This is a genomic window from Enterococcus sp. AZ167, from assembly GCF_051714025.1.
Lineage (GTDB): Bacteria > Bacillota > Bacilli > Lactobacillales > Enterococcaceae > Enterococcus_D > Enterococcus_D casseliflavus.
The window spans coordinates 2,133,745-2,148,771 of sequence record NZ_JBIORB010000001.1 but is presented as its reverse complement, the minus strand read 5'-3'; the positions used below and the strand labels follow the sequence as shown (position 1 = coordinate 2,148,771).

The window sequence follows — 15,027 nt, the reverse complement described above, 5'->3', positions numbered from 1 at the left end:
AGGATTTATGAATATGTTTACAAATGATCAATTTAAATCTCTTTTAATTAAAACATTAGAAAGAAAGAGCTCTTCAAATTATTATGAAGGAGGTAACGAGATTGTTTCTAAAATGAAAATATCAGAGGTAACTTTAGATGAGACTGACGATTTTACTTATTATAAAGGATATAAAAAGGGCTGGAATACGCTTTGCACATATCTTAAAATAAGAGTTCCTTTTGATGATTTAGACTTTTTTGAAAGTCATAAAGATTTGATTACCCAGACAGCAAGCTCCATATATGATAAACAAGGTGATAATGTATTAGTGGATACTATTTTAGTACCACTTCCAGAGAATTACGAAGTAATTAACTTTAGTCAGTTGAAAATTAGTGATGTGGTTTCACAAGCTATTGAAGACGCTGAGTCTTTTATGAGTAATGGTGAATATCAACGTGCCTTTGACAGAGTTCACACTGCTTTTCATGGATATTTAATTGAAATACTAAAAAAATATGAAATTACAGTTCCTAGAGACGAAAATCTATCTAAATTATATAGTAGGATACAACAATTAATTGAAAAAGAAATTCAACCTACTGAACTTGCTGATATAGTGAAGACAACGATAAGGTCATCAAATGGAATGATTAGCTCTCTTAATGAAGCAAGAAATAGGCATTCACTTGCACACCCTAATACAAATATTATTGGAAAGAGAGAAGCAAAACTAATAATAGGTATTTCAAGTACAGTTACAGATTATATTAGCGGATACCTTGATAAGTAGCGTCATTAACTGATTGCTACTTTTTTTATGACTATTTTTATAAAAAGGATGTGATAAGAATTGGAAATGAAAGTCTATGTGGCAAATTTAGGACGGTATAATGAAGGTGAATTAGTCGGAGCATGGTTTACTCCACCAATTGATGAGGAAGAAATGGCAGAAAGAATCGGTTTAAATGAGGACTACGAAGAATATGCAATACATGATTTTGAGCTTCCTTTTGATGTGGACGAATACACGCCGATTAGTGAAATCAACCGTCTATGTGAAGCCATTCAAGAAATCGAAGGTACACCTATTTATAATGAACTCAAAGAAATTCAAGGCATGTGGTTTAGTAGCTTGGAAGAATTACTGGAAAACAAAGAGGATATTCATTGTTATAGTGATTGTGATTCGATGGAAGATGTCGCCCGTTATTACGTGGAAGAAACAGGACAGCTTGGTGAAGTCCCTTCCAATTTACAAAATTATATTGACTACCAATCTTTGGGACGTGATATGGAAATAGAGGGTAATTACCTAGTTACCTCTCATGGGGTATTTGAATATTGTCAGTAAGTTTAACAATCCGTATTATAATTAAATTAATAAATAGCACGGAGAGGTATAAATTATGGTAAATGTATTTGAAAATCTTAAACTATTAAAACTAGAAATGAAAGATAAAGGCTGGGTGATAGATTCCTTTTACTTTCGTTACAAACAGCAAAATTATATTGTACTTGTTAAGCTATTTGAAAAAGAGGAAAAAGTTCCAGAATATGCTCTGTTAAAACTAGAATTTTTAAAGGAAAACGATTTTTCAGATATGCTAGCTGTCTATGCTAATTCGGTAAAATTATATACAGACACGAAAACAATAAGAGAATATTTTGGTATCGAATACAGTAGTAACTTGGGAGATGTTTTATTTCAATTTAGCCAAACTCTTGCTCGATTTATTCCGACAGAAGTTAGTGAGAAGAAAAATGAAGACCAAAAAGAAGCCATGTGTTTCTCATTAAGTCAAAGTGATTCAGAAGATCCCAGAAAAAAATATTGTTTTTCAGTTAGAAGAAATCCTTTAAAGGGAAATGGTGAGCTGGGAAAACGAAGTCCTTTTAATGACAATAAAACGAGATTGTATAGACCCAGCTTATATGAACGATTAGGGTCAGATACCAATTTAAGTTTCAGATATTCAATGAATCCAGATGATGAAGAAACTGATGAAGGTATTATTGCAAAATGGACAAAAAATAAAATTGAATAGTTAAAGCATTGAAAGAGCAATCACCTATTTTGATTGTTCTTTTTCTATTTTTACGGAAAGGACGTGAAGACATGAAAAAAATAAGAAGTTACACCAGTATTTGGTCAGTAGAAAAAGTGATTTATGCGATTAATGATTTACAACTCCCTTTCCCAATTACCTTTACGCAAATGACATGGTTTATCGTTTCTTTGTTTGTCGTCATACTCTTTGGCAGTTTACCACCACTTTCTCTGATTGACGGAGCACTACTCAAATACTTAGGGATTCCCATTGTTCTCACTGGGTTCATGTGCCAAAAGACCTTTGACGGAAAGAAACCCTATGGATTTCTAAAGTCTATCATTACCTATGCTCTACGCCCTAAAGTAACCTACGCTGGCAAACAAATACGATTAAAAAAAGAAACAATGAATGAATCGATTACGATTGTAAGGAGTGAACAACTAGATGGCATATCCGATTAAATATATGGAAGATAATCTCGTATTTAATCATGATGGCGAAGTATTCGCTTATTATGAATTAATTCCCTATAATTACAGTTTTTTAAGTTCCGATGAAAAAATTCAAGTTCATGATAATTTCTGTCAATTGATTGCCCAAAATCGTGATGGCAAGATTCATGCTCTGCAACTAGCAACCGAATCAAGTATTCGAGCCACACAGGAACAATCGAAAAAAGAAATCACTGGACGATTAAAAGAGATAGCTTACGAAAAAATAGATGAACAGACCGAAGCGTTAATTTCTATGATTGGTGACAATCAAGTAGACTATCGCTTTTTTATTGGTTTTAAACTCTACCTCAATGAACAGGAAGTATCCGTAAAAAATGTTGGGAAAGAAATTCAAAAAGCATTTGCGGAATTCTTTCATGGTGTGAATCACAAATTAATGGGCGATTTTGTTTCTATGCCTATGGCGGAAATCGAACGCTTTTCTAAGATGGAACAGTTGTTAGAAAGTAAATTATCCAGACGCTTTCAGATTCGTAAATTGGAGAAAGATGATTTTGGTTATATTATTGAACATCTTTACGGGCAAACAGGTGTCCCTTTTGATGACTACGACTACCATTTACCGAAACGATACGAAGATAAAAAAGTGTTGGTAAAGAAATACGATATTCTCAAACCCACTCGCTGTTTAATCGAAGAAAATCAACGCTATTTACGGATTGAACAGGAAGATACCACTACTTATGTGGCGTATTTTACAATTAATAGTATTGTTGGTGAATTGGATTTCCCTAATAGTGAAATTTTTTATTACCAGCAACAGCAGTTTACTTTCCCCGTTGATACCAGTATGAATGTTGAAATTGTCGCCAATAAAAAAGCCTTATCTACCGTTCGCAATAAAAAGAAAGAACTGAAAGATTTAGATAGCCACGCATGGGAAAGCGACAACGAAACCAGTACTAATGTGGTGGACGCTTTAGAATCTGTCGATGAATTAGAAAGTAATTTAGACCAAACCAAAGAATCTATGTACAAACTAAGCTATGTGGTACGGGTATCAGCAAAGAATTTGGACGAGCTGAAACAACGTTGTGATGAAGTAAAAGATTTTTATGATGATCTGTCTATCAAATTAGTACGACCTTTTGGCGATATGCTAGGCTTGCATAATGAATTTATTCCCTCAAGCAAGCGATATATCAATGACTATATTCAATATGTCACGTCGGATTTTTTGGCTGGTCTTGGTTTCGGTGCTACACAAATGATTGGTGAAAATTCTGGTATTTACGTCGGTTACAATCTCGATACAGGCAGAAATATTTATCTCCAACCTAGCCTTGCAAGTCAAGGAATTAAAGGCTCTGTAACAAATGCATTAGCGTCCGCTTTTATTGGTTCATTAGGTGGCGGAAAATCATTCTCTAACAATATGCTGGTCTATTATTCAGTACTCTTTGGCGGACAGGCAACCATTGTTGACCCAAAAGCTGAACGTGGTGAATGGAAAGAAACCTTACCTGATATTGCCCATGAAATCAATATTGTTAATCTCACGAGTGAGAACGACAATAAAGGGTTACTTGACCCTTATGTGATTTTAAAACTCCCGAAAGATTCAGAAAGCCTTGCCATTGATATTCTCACGTTCTTAACAGGTATTTCCAGCCGAGATAGCGAGAAGTTTCCTGTCCTGCGTAAAGCTATTCGGAGTGTAACTCAAAGCAAACAACGAGGGTTGTTATTGGTGATTGATGAATTGCGAAAAGAAGATACGCCCATCAGCAATAGTATTGCTGACCATATCGAAAGCTTTGTCGATTATGATTTTGCCCATCTGTTATTCAGTGATGGCAGTGTCACCCAATCCATTAGCTTGGAAAAACAACTCAATATTATTCAAGTGGCAGATTTGGTCTTACCCGATTCCAATAGCTCTTTTGAAGAATACACTACCATGGAATTATTAAGTGTGGCAATGCTGATTGTCATTAGTACCTTTGCTTTAGACTTTATCCACTCTGACCGTTCCATTTTTAAAATTGTTGACCTTGATGAGGCTTGGAGTTTTTTACAAGTGGCACAAGGAAAAGCTCTATCTATGCGATTGGTTCGAGCAGGACGTGCCATGAATGCAGGGGTCTATTTCGTTACTCAAAACGCGGACGATTTACTAGATGAAAAGATGAAGAATAATATTGGCTTGAAATTTGCCTTTCGTTCCACTGACCTAGTGGAAATCAAAAAGACCTTAGAATTTTTTGGTGTGGACAAGGAAGATGAAAACAATCAGAAACGCTTACGTGAATTAGAAAATGGACAATGTTTAGTTTCAGACATCTATGGTCGTGTAGGGGTTATGCAGTTTCACCCGATTTTTGAAGAGTTGCTTCATGCCTTTGATACCAGACCGCCTGTGCGAAATGAGGTGGAAGAATGACACAAAAACAAAAGAAATTTCTTCACTATAGTTGGATAACGCTCCTTTGTGTGGGCGTTATTTTACTTTTATTAGGCACGCTGGGCAATGCAGTACAAGCGACAGGCTTAGTTGATGAAACCATTGATACAAGCAATGAATACTCCAAGTATGGTTTGAATCAATATCAGCTTGATTATTATGTGGACAATAGCTGGGGCTGGCTTCCATGGAATTGGAGTGATGGCATAGGACAATCGGTGATGTATGGATTGTATGCCATTACTAATTTTATTTGGACAATTTCTCTTTATCTATCGAACGCCACAGGTTATTTGGTGAAAGAAGCCTATGCCTTAGATTTCATTAGTCAAACATCCCAAGCAATTGGCGAAAACATGCAGACGATTGCAGGCATTACACCGAATGGCTTTTCCAGTTCAGGGTTTTATGTCGGTTTCCTCCTTCTTTTTATTCTCATTGTTGGAATCTATGTTGCCTATACAGGATTGGTTAAGCGAGAAACGACGAAAGTGATACGAGCTGTTTTAAACTTTGTCGTGGTGTTTATTCTATCGGCTTCCTTTATTGCGTATGCACCCGATTATATTGCGAAAATCAATGATTTTTCCAAAGATGTCAGTACCGCCAGTCTGAATATTGGGACAAAAATTGTTCTTCCTAACACGGATAGTCAAGGGAAAGACAGTGTGGACATGATACGTGACAGCTTATTCTCTGTTCAAGTAAAGCAACCATGGCTATTGCTTCAATATGGCTCCACTGATGTAGAAGCGTTAGGGGAAGAACGTGTGGAAAGTTTATTGTCTACCAGTCCAGATACAAACAATGGTGAAGATAGAGAAAATGTAGTGATTGAAGAAATTGAAGATCATGACAATACCTATTTAACCCTACCGAAGACGATTTCCAGATTAGGAACAGTCTTCTTTTTGTTTGTATTCAATATTGGTATCTCGATTTTTGTTTTCCTTCTAACAGGAATCATGATTTTTTCGCAAGTGCTATTTATTATTTTCGCTATGTTTTTGCCAATCAGTTTCCTATTAAGTATGTTGCCGAGTTTTGATGGCATGGGCAGGCATGCCATTACCAAGTTATTTAATGTGATTATGACAAGGGCTGGTATTACCTTGATTATTACCGTTGCCTTTAGTATTTCCACTATGCTTTATTCGCTGTCAGCAAGTTCTCCCTTTTTCATGATTATGTTTTTACAAATTGTGACCTTTGCAGGGATTTATTTTAAACTGGGCGATTTAATGAGCCTATTCACTTTACAAAGCAACGACTCTCAAAACATGGGCAGACAAGTGTTTCGCAGACCTCGTCAAATGATGAATCGACAAACCAGAAGATTTCAACGCAGTATGAGTAAGATTTTTCGTGGAAAAGCAGGGTCAACGAAGCAAAAGACAATGACAACAAAGCAGAATCAAACCAATAAAGCTAACCATACTCGTCAAAATGAACGGACTACACCAAAGAAAGAAACAGCACTTTCCAATGTGAAAAAGCAACAAGGCGGTATCGGGCAACGATTAGGTGAAAAGACAGCCCATGTATTGGACACGAAAAATCGTCTAGTCAATAAAAGAAAGCAGGCAAAACAACAGATACAGGCGACACCAACCCATGTCAAATATGCCCTTCATCAAGGAAAAGAGAATGTCACTCATAATGTAACAGACTTTAAACAATCTATGGCAGATACCAAAGCTCAACGCAAACAACAGCGTATGAACCAGCAGGAGCAAAAACGAAAGAACATTGCTCAAAAGCGTTTGGAGCTGGATAAAGCAAAAGAAAAAAGACGAAAAGAAAACCCATCATCTCCTGTTCAGAATAACCAGCAGCATGTTCGCAAGCGTCAGCAAACCGTCACGCCTGTTTTGTCACAAAACACTAAACGTGAAAATCATCAGCGACCATTGAAAAAAGAGCAAAAACAAAAGACACCACCGAAGCAATTCAATCAGAGGAAGCTAAATAAAAGAACGGATAAGCGAGGACAACAAACATGAAGCTAAAAATAACAGTGATTTGTAGTGTGGTCTTCTCTCTCTTCTTTTTTCTCTTATTATTCCTAGTCATTTTCTTTGCAGATGATACGGACAGTGGCGAAAACAACAAGGATTCTTCTATTCCACAAGGCGGTGTGACCGTTTCACCAGAAGTGTTGGCACACCGTCCGTTGATTGAAAAATATGGTAAGGAATATGGGATTGAAGACTATGTTTCTTATATCTTAGCCATTATGCAAGTGGAATCGGGCGGTACAGCAGAAGATGTTATGCAAAGTTCCGAATCTTTGGGTTTACCGCCCAACAGTTTGAGTACCGAAGAGTCCATCAAACAAGGGGTTAAATATTTCAGTGAATTATTAACCAGTGCAGAACAACAAGGAGTGGATATAGATTCTGTTATCCAATCTTATAATTATGGCGGTGGCTTTTTAAATTATGTGAGGAGTCATGGGAAAAAATATACCTATGAATTAGCCGAACAGTTTTCTAAAGAGAAGTCGGGTGGTCAAAAAGCAGACTATCCCAATCCTATAGCCATACCTGTGAATGGTGGTTGGCGATATAACTATGGAAATCAGTTTTATGTTCAGTTGGTTTCACAATACCTAACCGACACTTCCCCAACAGAATTTGATGATGAAACCGTGCAAGTCATTATGGACGAAGCCTTGAAATACGAAGGGTTTCCCTATGTCTTTGGAGGGGCGTCGCCTACCACCTCTTTTGATTGTAGTGGCTTAATACAATGGGTGTATGACAAAGCTGGCATTTCTCTCCCTCGTGTCGCCCAAGATCAGTATGACGCTACGCAAGAAATCTCTATGGAAGAAGCCCAAGCAGGCGACCTTATCTTCTTTCATTCAACCTATAATGCAGGCACATATGTGACTCATGTGGCGATATATTTAGAGGGAAATCGCTTTTATCATGCAGGCGACCCAATCGGTTATGGCGACTTAAGCAGTCGTTATTGGCAAGACCATCTGATTGGGGCTAGACGTGTTATTCATAACTAAGAAAGGAATGAATCAAATGATTATAAAAATCGAGCGAAAAGAAAAGAAGGAGAAACCAAAGAAATCTAAAAAACCGAGCAAGCAAAGAAAAGTTCCGATGATTAAAGTTGGCACGCATAAGAAATTAACCTTTGTTTTATGGGTTTTATTGATTGGTAGTGTCGGATTTGGAATCTATAAAAATTTTACTGCCATTGACACTCATACTGTCCGTGAAACAGAAATCATTAAACAGCAGATTGTCGATACCAACCAAGTAGAAAGTTTTGTGAAATCCTTTGCGAAAGACTACTTTTCGTGGCAACAATCCCAAGAAGCCATTGATAAACGAAATGAAAAATTGACCCATTATTTGACGGAAGAATTGCAGGTATTAAATGAAGAAATGATTCGTAAGGATATTCCTACTAGTTCTAGTGTGAACGATATACAGGTGTGGCAGGTTTCTCAAGTGAATGAGAACACCTTTGAGGTACTGTTTTCTGTTGAACAAGTTATTACCGAAGACAAAGACAAGGAAACTATATCGTCTAGCTTTCATGTGGTTGTCCATATAGATGAATCAGATAATATGGTTATTATCAAAAATCCGACAATGAGTAAGAAACCTCAAAAATCGGACTACCAACCCAAACAGCTAGAAAGTGACCATACAGTAGATACAGAAACGATGGACGAAATCACTAGCTTTTTAGAAACGTTCTTCCAGCTCTATCCTACCGCCACAGAAAAAGAATTGACTTACTATGTAAGTAATCATGTGTTACCTATGATTAACAAGGAATATGTTTTCGAGGAATTGGTGAATCCTATCTTTACCAGAAAAGATAACCAAGTAATCGTGAATGTCGCTGTGAAATATTTAGATCAAGAAACAAAGGCAACCCAAATCTCGCAATTTGAGTTGATATTAGAAAAACAAGATAATTGGAAGATTGTAAAATAACAAATATTGGTACATGATTACAGATACTTTGTAATCATGTACTCTTTTTGATAAAAAATTGGAGATTCCTTTACAAATATGCTCTTACGTGCTATTATTTAAGTGACTATTTAAAAGGAGTTAATAAATATGCGGCAAGGTATTCTTAAATAAACTGTCAATTTGATAGCGGGAACAAATAATTAGATGTCCTTTTTTAGGAGGGCTTAGTTTTTTGTACCCAGTTTAAGAATACCTTTATCATGTGATTCTAAAGTATCCAGAGAATATCTGTATGCTTTGTATACCTATGGTTATGCATAAAAATCCCAGTGATAAAAGTATTTATCACTGGGATTTTTATGCCCTTTTGGGTTTTTGAATGGAGGAAAATCACATGAAAATTATTAATATTGGAGTTTTAGCTCATGTTGATGCAGGAAAAACTACCTTAACAGAAAGCTTATTATATAACAGTGGAGCGATTACAGAATTAGGAAGCGTGGACAAAGGTACAACGAGGACGGATAATACGCTTTTAGAACGTCAGAGAGGAATTACAATTCAGACAGGAATAACCTCTTTTCAGTGGGAAAATACGAAGGTGAACATCATAGACACGCCAGGACATATGGATTTCTTAGCAGAAGTATATCGTTCATTATCAGTTTTAGATGGGGCAATTCTACTGATTTCTGCAAAAGATGGCGTACAAGCACAAACTCGTATATTATTTCATGCACTTAGGAAAATGGGGATTCCCACAATCTTTTTTATCAATAAGATTGACCAAAATGGAATTGATTTATCAACGGTTTATCAGGATATTAAAGAGAAACTTTCTGCCGAAATTGTAATCAAACAGAAGGTAGAACTGTATCCTAATATGTGTGTGACGAACTTTACCGAATCTGAACAATGGGATACGGTAATAGAGGGAAACGATGACCTTTTAGAGAAATATATGTCCGGTAAATCATTAGAAGCATTGGAACTCGAACAAGAGGAAAGCATAAGATTTCAGAATTGTTCTCTGTTCCCTCTTTATCATGGAAGTGCAAAAAGTAATATAGGGATTGATAACCTTATAGAAGTTATTACTAATAAATTTTATTCATCAACACATCGAGGTCCGTCTGAACTTTGCGGAAATGTTTTCAAAATTGAATATACAAAAAAAAGACAACGTCTTGCATATATACGCCTTTATAGTGGAGTACTACATTTACGAGATTCGGTTAGAGTATCAGAAAAAGAAAAAATAAAAGTTACAGAAATGTATACTTCAATAAATGGTGAATTATGTAAGATTGATAGAGCTTATTCTGGAGAAATTGTTATTTTGCAAAATGAGTTTTTGAAGTTAAATAGTGTTCTTGGAGATACAAAACTATTGCCACAGAGAAAAAAGATTGAAAATCCGCACCCTCTACTACAAACAACTGTTGAACCGAGTAAACCTGAACAGAGAGAAATGTTGCTTGATGCCCTTTTGGAAATCTCAGATAGTGATCCGCTTCTACGATATTACGTGGATTCTACGACACATGAAATTATACTTTCTTTCTTAGGGAAAGTACAAATGGAAGTGATTAGTGCACTGTTGCAAGAAAAGTATCATGTGGAGATAGAACTAAAAGAGCCTACAGTCATTTATATGGAGAGACCGTTAAAAAATGCAGAATATACCATTCACATCGAAGTGCCGCCAAATCCTTTCTGGGCTTCCATTGGTTTATCTGTATCACCGCTTCCGTTGGGAAGTGGAATGCAGTATGAGAGCTCGGTTTCTCTTGGATACTTAAATCAATCATTTCAAAATGCAGTTATGGAAGGGATACGCTATGGTTGCGAACAAGGATTATATGGTTGGAATGTGACGGATTGTAAAATCTGTTTTAAGTACGGTTTATACTATAGCCCTGTTAGTACTCCAGCAGATTTTCGGATGCTTACTCCTATTGTACTGGAGCAAGCCTTTAGAAAAGCTGGAACAGAATTGTTAGAGCCATATCTTAGTTTTAAAGTTTATGCACCACAGGAATATCTTTCACGGGCATATAACGATGCTCCCAAATATTGTGCAAATATCGTAAATACTCAACTGAAAAATAATGAGGTCATTATTATTGGAGAAATTCCTGCTCGATGTATTCAAGATTATCGCAATGATTTAACTTTTTTTACAAATGGGCTTAGTGTTTGTTTAGCAGAGCTAAAAGGATATCAGGTTACCACTGGCGAACCTGTTTGCCAGACCCGTCGTCTAAATAGTCGGATAGATAAAGTAAGATATATGTTCAATAAAATAACTTAGTGCGTTTTATGTTGTTATATAAATATGGTTTCTTATTAAATAAGATGAAATATTCTTTAATATAGATTTGAATTAAAGTGGAAAGGAGGAGATTGTTATTATAAACTACAAGTGGATATTGTGTCCTATTTGTGGAAATAAAACAAGACTACGAATACGAGTGGATACTATACTTAAAAATTTCCCTTTATACTGCCCCAAATGTAAGAACGAAACTTTAATTAATGTTCAAAAAATGAATATAATAACAATCAAAGAGCCAGACGCCAAGACGCAGAGCCGATAATTTGAGAAATGAAACTCTCATCTTATCGGCTCTTTTTGTTTATCTGAATTTTACTGACTAGCCTTCAATATTTCTTGCTTCATTGATACCTTTTGCTAGTGCTTCCATTAAGGATAGTTCTTTGTCTGTAAAGCTATCCATGTATTTTTCTACCTGTAACCTTCGAGTGCTTTTAATCAAATTATCTGTAGGTAAGAAAAATTCATCAATAGATACATGGAGTAATGATACAAGATCATACAGCACTTGTGTACTTGGGTGTTGTCCTTTGTTTTCTATATTTGTTAAATAACGTGGGTCAATTTCAATCATTGTTCCCACTTGTTCACGAGTGAGACCCCGTTTCATTCGAGCCTCTTTAATCGCTAAACCAACGGCTCTAAAATCGTATTTATCTTCTTTTTTACGCATACTAAATCACCTCTATACATTTTACTGTTCCTATATAACCATAAACAGGTATAGAAAAACATGTTATATAGTTTATGAGTTCCTATAGAACACTGTGGAATTTATTAATGCGATGAATCCAATTTCAAATAGAAAGGTCGCTGATTTTATTTACCTATACAACTTTATAAAATTTAGTCATACTCCTAGAAAGTAGATAAAATTGGCGACTTAATGGAGGGAAAAGTCGCCATGAGAAAGATAATCTGTCATCTAGTTCTCTTAATTAAGTTCTTATCAAAAAAACTTATCCACCTGTACTGGATAGATATGACCATCAATGTGGTTTTGCAGATTACATAGATAGAAAAATCAAAGCATATGAACAGAGAAAACAATCTGTTTATGTGCTTTTTTGGTCACTTAATAAATATCTTTTAGGATTTCTCTTCATTTATGCAACAAATCCCCCTTTCGTGTCGGGGTTTAGTATGAAGGGAGATAAAGAAGCACATGCCACTCCCTTTCACGACAGAAAGGGGGTGAAAAGCATGAAACCATCTTCTTTTCAAGAAACCATAGAAAATCAGTTTGACTATATCTGCAAACAAGTTATTGAAGATGAACGAAAAGATTACTTCAAACATCTAGACAGACTATCAGCAAAAGAAGTCTCGTTTTCTGATATAGATAACTACCTTGTCAACTCTTTTTCTACTGTTGATACGTACGTCACTGATTTCCAACTATTTAAATTATTTGGATTAAGAATCAATGTTGAAAGTGATTTATTAAGTGAAGCCCTGCGTCATCTTTCAGAGAAAAAACGGAACATTATTTTACTTCATTACTTTATGGATATGAGTGATGTGGAGATTGCGGAGTTACTAAATTTGAATCGTTCGACTGTTTATCGTCATCGAATAAGTGGACTAGCCATGATTAAAGAATTCATGAAGGAGTGTAAAGAATGAAAACAGCTTATCCAAGGGTTCCCTTCCCCCTCATTGTAAAGGCGACAGATGGCGACGTGGAAGCAATTAATCAGATTGTTAAACATTATCGAGGGTATACCTCAAAACGTTCATTACGTCGCATGACAGACGAATATGGAAATTCTCATATGGTTATTGATGAAACCCTACGTGGCAGAATGGAAACGAAACTCATCTCTAAGATTTTATCGTTCGAAATTAAATAGTCCCATTTTTTCGTGGAAGCGTGTCGAATCGTATCCACGCTTCCCGATTTGGGAGGTTTGTTATTCCATCAAAGCATATTGTGTGTTCAGTAGGTTTTGATAGGCTAACAAGCCAAACGTTCTTTGACAACCAAATAAAGGCAATCGAATACGTTTCGGTAAGAAAAGAGCTGATGAACTAACACGCCATGACCTACAAAATTAGTGAGCGATTCATGTTAGTAATTCGAAAGTAATCTTTAGCAGGATTGCTGCCATGACTTTCTTATCGTGATAATGATACTCCCGTATAGCCATAGTCCGAGCGTTAGAAGCGTCACAGGCAATGGGTACGGCTACATGAGAACCATGCAGAAGTGAAATTCCTGTGAGCTTTGCTAGAGCTGTTCGATTGCTAAGATATTCTTCTCTTGTCAGTGTATTATTATAAAACTATTTGATATAATTATAGGTGAATATTGGAGTTTTCCTAGCCTATAATTGGGAAAGGAGTAATAATGATAACGGTCACAAAAAAGGATTTAGTTGAGCTAGGATATGGAACTTCTTTTTCAGCAGACATCATAAAAAAAGCAAAAGAATTGATGATTACAAAAGGGCATATCTACTATCAATCTCGAAAGCTAGATAGAGTCCCTCGTGAAGCTGTTGAAGAAATTCTAGGAATTCGGTTTTCAAATGAAAACAGGTCTGAGTAGTTTTTGCACAGTAAGGAGTAAAAACTATGGTTAAAGACCCAATAAAAAAAGCAAAGAATGGAACCTATTATTTTCGTGCAAATCTAGGTTATGATTCTAAAGGGAAAAAAATTCAAAAATATCGTAGTGGATTCACTACTAAAAAAGAAGCAAGAGAAGAATATTCGAAACTGCTATTGATGAAACCAGAAGAATTAAGTGAGAATAAGGATAAAATGACGTTTAAACATTATATCTTTGAAATTTTCCTTCCATGGTATAAGACACAGGTAAAGCTCAGAACATATGAAAATCGCTTACCAACTATTAAGAAGCATTTCTCTTATTTTGATAAAATGGCTGTTTCCGATATTGAGCCTATTGATGTGCAAAATTGGCAACTAAAATTATCAAAGAAGTGTAAGTCTTCTTATGTAAGAGCTGTTCAAGGACTATTTTCAGTTGCTATGGATCGAGCAATTGTCCTTGGGATAACCACCACAAATCCATCTAAGATTATTGGCAATGTGAAAAAGCAAAAGTCTAAAATTGAATTTTGGACAAAAGAAGAATTTGAAAAAGTAATCTCTCTAATTTACAAAGAAGATTACTATCAACACTTTTTATTTATCTCTCTGTGGTTTTTATTTATGACTGGAATGCGAATTGGTGAAGCTACTGCCATTCAATGGGAAGATATTGATTTTGACTCAGGAGTACTAACCATCAACAAAACACTCTATTACAAGAATCAATCGAATTATAGATTTGTTGAACCAAAAACAAAGGCGAGCGTTCGTCATATTGTATTAGATAAATGCACATTAACTTATTTATCCGAATGGAAGGAAGTACAACAAAATCTAATTCAGACAGACTTTGTAATGAGCTATAACGGTATTCCTACCCAAAAACATACACTATCATATGCTATTGAACGCTATGCTAAGCTGGCTGGTATCCATCGAATCAGAATCCATGGGTTACGGCATTCTCATGCTTCCTTGTTAATCAGTATGGGAGAAAATCCACTTATCATTAAAGATCGTCTAGGACACGAAGATATTGAGACGACTTTAGGAACGTATGGACATCTTTATCCTAACAGTAATTTCGAGGTAGCTAACAAATTAAATGGAGCCATTTCCTTTAAAGAAGCAAAACAAAATTATGATACTTCACCAAAGAATCAATTTACTGTAGACTACTTGCGAAACAAAGAAATGAAAAAAGTGCAATAAAAGTGCAGTAAAA

At 35.7% G+C, this 15,027-nt stretch carries 15 protein-coding genes and 1 pseudogene; 15 read left to right on the top strand and 1 reads right to left on the bottom strand.

The genetic code is table 11. The annotated features are described in order from the left end of the window. Positions 1–13: 13 nt before the first annotated feature. From IGJ05_RS10105 to IGJ05_RS10055, 11 genes and pseudogenes are all read left to right on the top strand, one after another. A complete protein-coding gene (locus IGJ05_RS10105) occupies positions 14–775 on the top strand; it encodes an abortive infection family protein (RefSeq protein ID WP_001565981.1) in 762 nt (253 codons plus the stop codon). Positions 776–835: 60 nt separating this feature from the next. Next, entirely contained in the window at positions 836–1,336 is a 501-nt protein-coding gene (locus tag IGJ05_RS10100; RefSeq protein ID WP_000425404.1) for an antirestriction protein ArdA, read from the top strand. 55 nt (positions 1,337–1,391) lie between these two features. Then, the gene (locus tag IGJ05_RS10095) at positions 1,392–2,030 is read left to right on the top strand and encodes a DUF6037 family protein (protein ID WP_438725177.1); all 639 of its coding nucleotides are present in this window, start codon (positions 1,392–1,394) and stop codon (positions 2,028–2,030) included. Positions 2,031–2,101: 71 nt separating this feature from the next. Next, the gene (locus tag IGJ05_RS10090) at positions 2,102–2,497 is read left to right on the top strand and encodes a conjugal transfer protein (RefSeq protein ID WP_000723887.1); all 396 of its coding nucleotides are present in this window, start codon (positions 2,102–2,104) and stop codon (positions 2,495–2,497) included. Continuing rightward, positions 2,481–4,934, top strand: coding sequence for an ATP-binding protein (locus IGJ05_RS10085; RefSeq protein ID WP_000331165.1), 2,454 nt, complete (start codon positions 2,481–2,483; stop codon positions 4,932–4,934). The genes IGJ05_RS10090 and IGJ05_RS10085 overlap by 17 nt, the downstream gene beginning before the upstream one ends. Then, positions 4,931–6,958: a CD3337/EF1877 family mobilome membrane protein gene (locus IGJ05_RS10080; protein WP_000192393.1), complete on the top strand. Its 2,028-nt coding sequence runs from the start codon at positions 4,931–4,933 to the stop codon at positions 6,956–6,958. Before IGJ05_RS10085 ends, IGJ05_RS10080 begins: the two co-directional genes overlap by 4 nt. Continuing rightward, the gene (locus IGJ05_RS10075; RefSeq protein WP_000768373.1) at positions 6,955–7,977 is read left to right on the top strand and encodes a bifunctional lytic transglycosylase/C40 family peptidase; all 1,023 of its coding nucleotides are present in this window, start codon (positions 6,955–6,957) and stop codon (positions 7,975–7,977) included. The genes IGJ05_RS10080 and IGJ05_RS10075 overlap by 4 nt, the downstream gene beginning before the upstream one ends. 16 nt (positions 7,978–7,993) lie before the next feature. Beyond that, complete coding sequence (locus tag IGJ05_RS10070) at positions 7,994–8,923, top strand: conjugal transfer protein (protein WP_000584387.1); 930 nt, start codon at positions 7,994–7,996, stop codon at positions 8,921–8,923. 313 nt (positions 8,924–9,236) lie between these two features. Continuing rightward, positions 9,237–9,284 (top strand): annotated as a pseudogene (locus IGJ05_RS10065) (hypothetical protein); the annotation flags it as partial. 15 nt (positions 9,285–9,299) lie between these two features. Continuing rightward, positions 9,300–11,219 (top strand): tetracycline resistance ribosomal protection protein Tet(M), encoded by a 1,920-nt coding sequence (tet(M), locus tag IGJ05_RS10060; protein ID WP_000691737.1) that lies wholly within the window; start codon positions 9,300–9,302, stop codon positions 11,217–11,219. Positions 11,220–11,319: 100 nt separating this feature from the next. Continuing rightward, on the top strand, positions 11,320–11,505 hold the full coding sequence (locus IGJ05_RS10055) for a cysteine-rich KTR domain-containing protein (RefSeq protein ID WP_413926387.1): 186 nt from the start codon (positions 11,320–11,322) through the stop codon (positions 11,503–11,505). Positions 11,506–11,562: 57 nt separating this feature from the next. Here IGJ05_RS10055 and IGJ05_RS10050 read toward each other — a convergent pair whose 3' ends face one another. Next, positions 11,563–11,916: a helix-turn-helix domain-containing protein gene (locus IGJ05_RS10050; RefSeq protein WP_001227350.1), complete on the bottom strand. Its 354-nt coding sequence runs from the start codon at positions 11,914–11,916 to the stop codon at positions 11,563–11,565. A gap of 530 nt (positions 11,917–12,446) precedes the next feature. Between IGJ05_RS10050 and IGJ05_RS10045 the strand changes: the two genes are divergently transcribed. The 4 genes from IGJ05_RS10045 to IGJ05_RS10030 all read left to right on the top strand — a co-directional run bounded on the left by IGJ05_RS10045 (position 12,447) and on the right by IGJ05_RS10030 (position 15,014). Then, entirely contained in the window at positions 12,447–12,869 is a 423-nt protein-coding gene (locus IGJ05_RS10045) for an RNA polymerase sigma factor (RefSeq protein WP_000804879.1), read from the top strand. Beyond that, on the top strand, positions 12,866–13,096 hold the full coding sequence (locus tag IGJ05_RS10040; RefSeq protein WP_000845143.1) for a helix-turn-helix domain-containing protein: 231 nt from the start codon (positions 12,866–12,868) through the stop codon (positions 13,094–13,096). Before IGJ05_RS10045 ends, IGJ05_RS10040 begins: the two co-directional genes overlap by 4 nt. Positions 13,097–13,593: 497 nt before the next feature. After that, on the top strand, positions 13,594–13,794 hold the full coding sequence (locus IGJ05_RS10035) for a DUF3173 family protein (RefSeq protein WP_000633907.1): 201 nt from the start codon (positions 13,594–13,596) through the stop codon (positions 13,792–13,794). Positions 13,795–13,820: 26 nt separating this feature from the next. Continuing rightward, the gene (locus IGJ05_RS10030) at positions 13,821–15,014 is read left to right on the top strand and encodes a site-specific integrase (protein ID WP_000237797.1); all 1,194 of its coding nucleotides are present in this window, start codon (positions 13,821–13,823) and stop codon (positions 15,012–15,014) included. Positions 15,015–15,027 lie beyond the last annotated feature (13 nt).

Coding starts and splice junctions, on each gene's coding strand:
- IGJ05_RS10040 (WP_000845143.1), top strand. CDS start 12,866: ATGAAAACAGCTTATCCAAGGGTTCCCTTCCCCCTCATTGTAAAGGCG.
- IGJ05_RS10070 (WP_000584387.1), top strand. CDS start 7,994: ATGATTATAAAAATCGAGCGAAAAGAAAAGAAGGAGAAACCAAAGAAA.
- IGJ05_RS10085 (WP_000331165.1), top strand. CDS start 2,481: ATGGCATATCCGATTAAATATATGGAAGATAATCTCGTATTTAATCAT.
- IGJ05_RS10035 (WP_000633907.1), top strand. CDS start 13,594: ATGATAACGGTCACAAAAAAGGATTTAGTTGAGCTAGGATATGGAACT.
- IGJ05_RS10090 (WP_000723887.1), top strand. CDS start 2,102: ATGAAAAAAATAAGAAGTTACACCAGTATTTGGTCAGTAGAAAAAGTG.
- IGJ05_RS10080 (WP_000192393.1), top strand. CDS start 4,931: ATGACACAAAAACAAAAGAAATTTCTTCACTATAGTTGGATAACGCTC.
- IGJ05_RS10030 (WP_000237797.1), top strand. CDS start 13,821: ATGGTTAAAGACCCAATAAAAAAAGCAAAGAATGGAACCTATTATTTT.
- IGJ05_RS10045 (WP_000804879.1), top strand. CDS start 12,447: ATGAAACCATCTTCTTTTCAAGAAACCATAGAAAATCAGTTTGACTAT.
- IGJ05_RS10095 (WP_438725177.1), top strand. CDS start 1,392: ATGGTAAATGTATTTGAAAATCTTAAACTATTAAAACTAGAAATGAAA.
- IGJ05_RS10075 (WP_000768373.1), top strand. CDS start 6,955: ATGAAGCTAAAAATAACAGTGATTTGTAGTGTGGTCTTCTCTCTCTTC.
- IGJ05_RS10050 (WP_001227350.1), bottom strand. CDS start 11,916: ATGCGTAAAAAAGAAGATAAATACGATTTTAGAGCCGTTGGTTTAGCG.
- IGJ05_RS10105 (WP_001565981.1), top strand. CDS start 14: ATGTTTACAAATGATCAATTTAAATCTCTTTTAATTAAAACATTAGAA.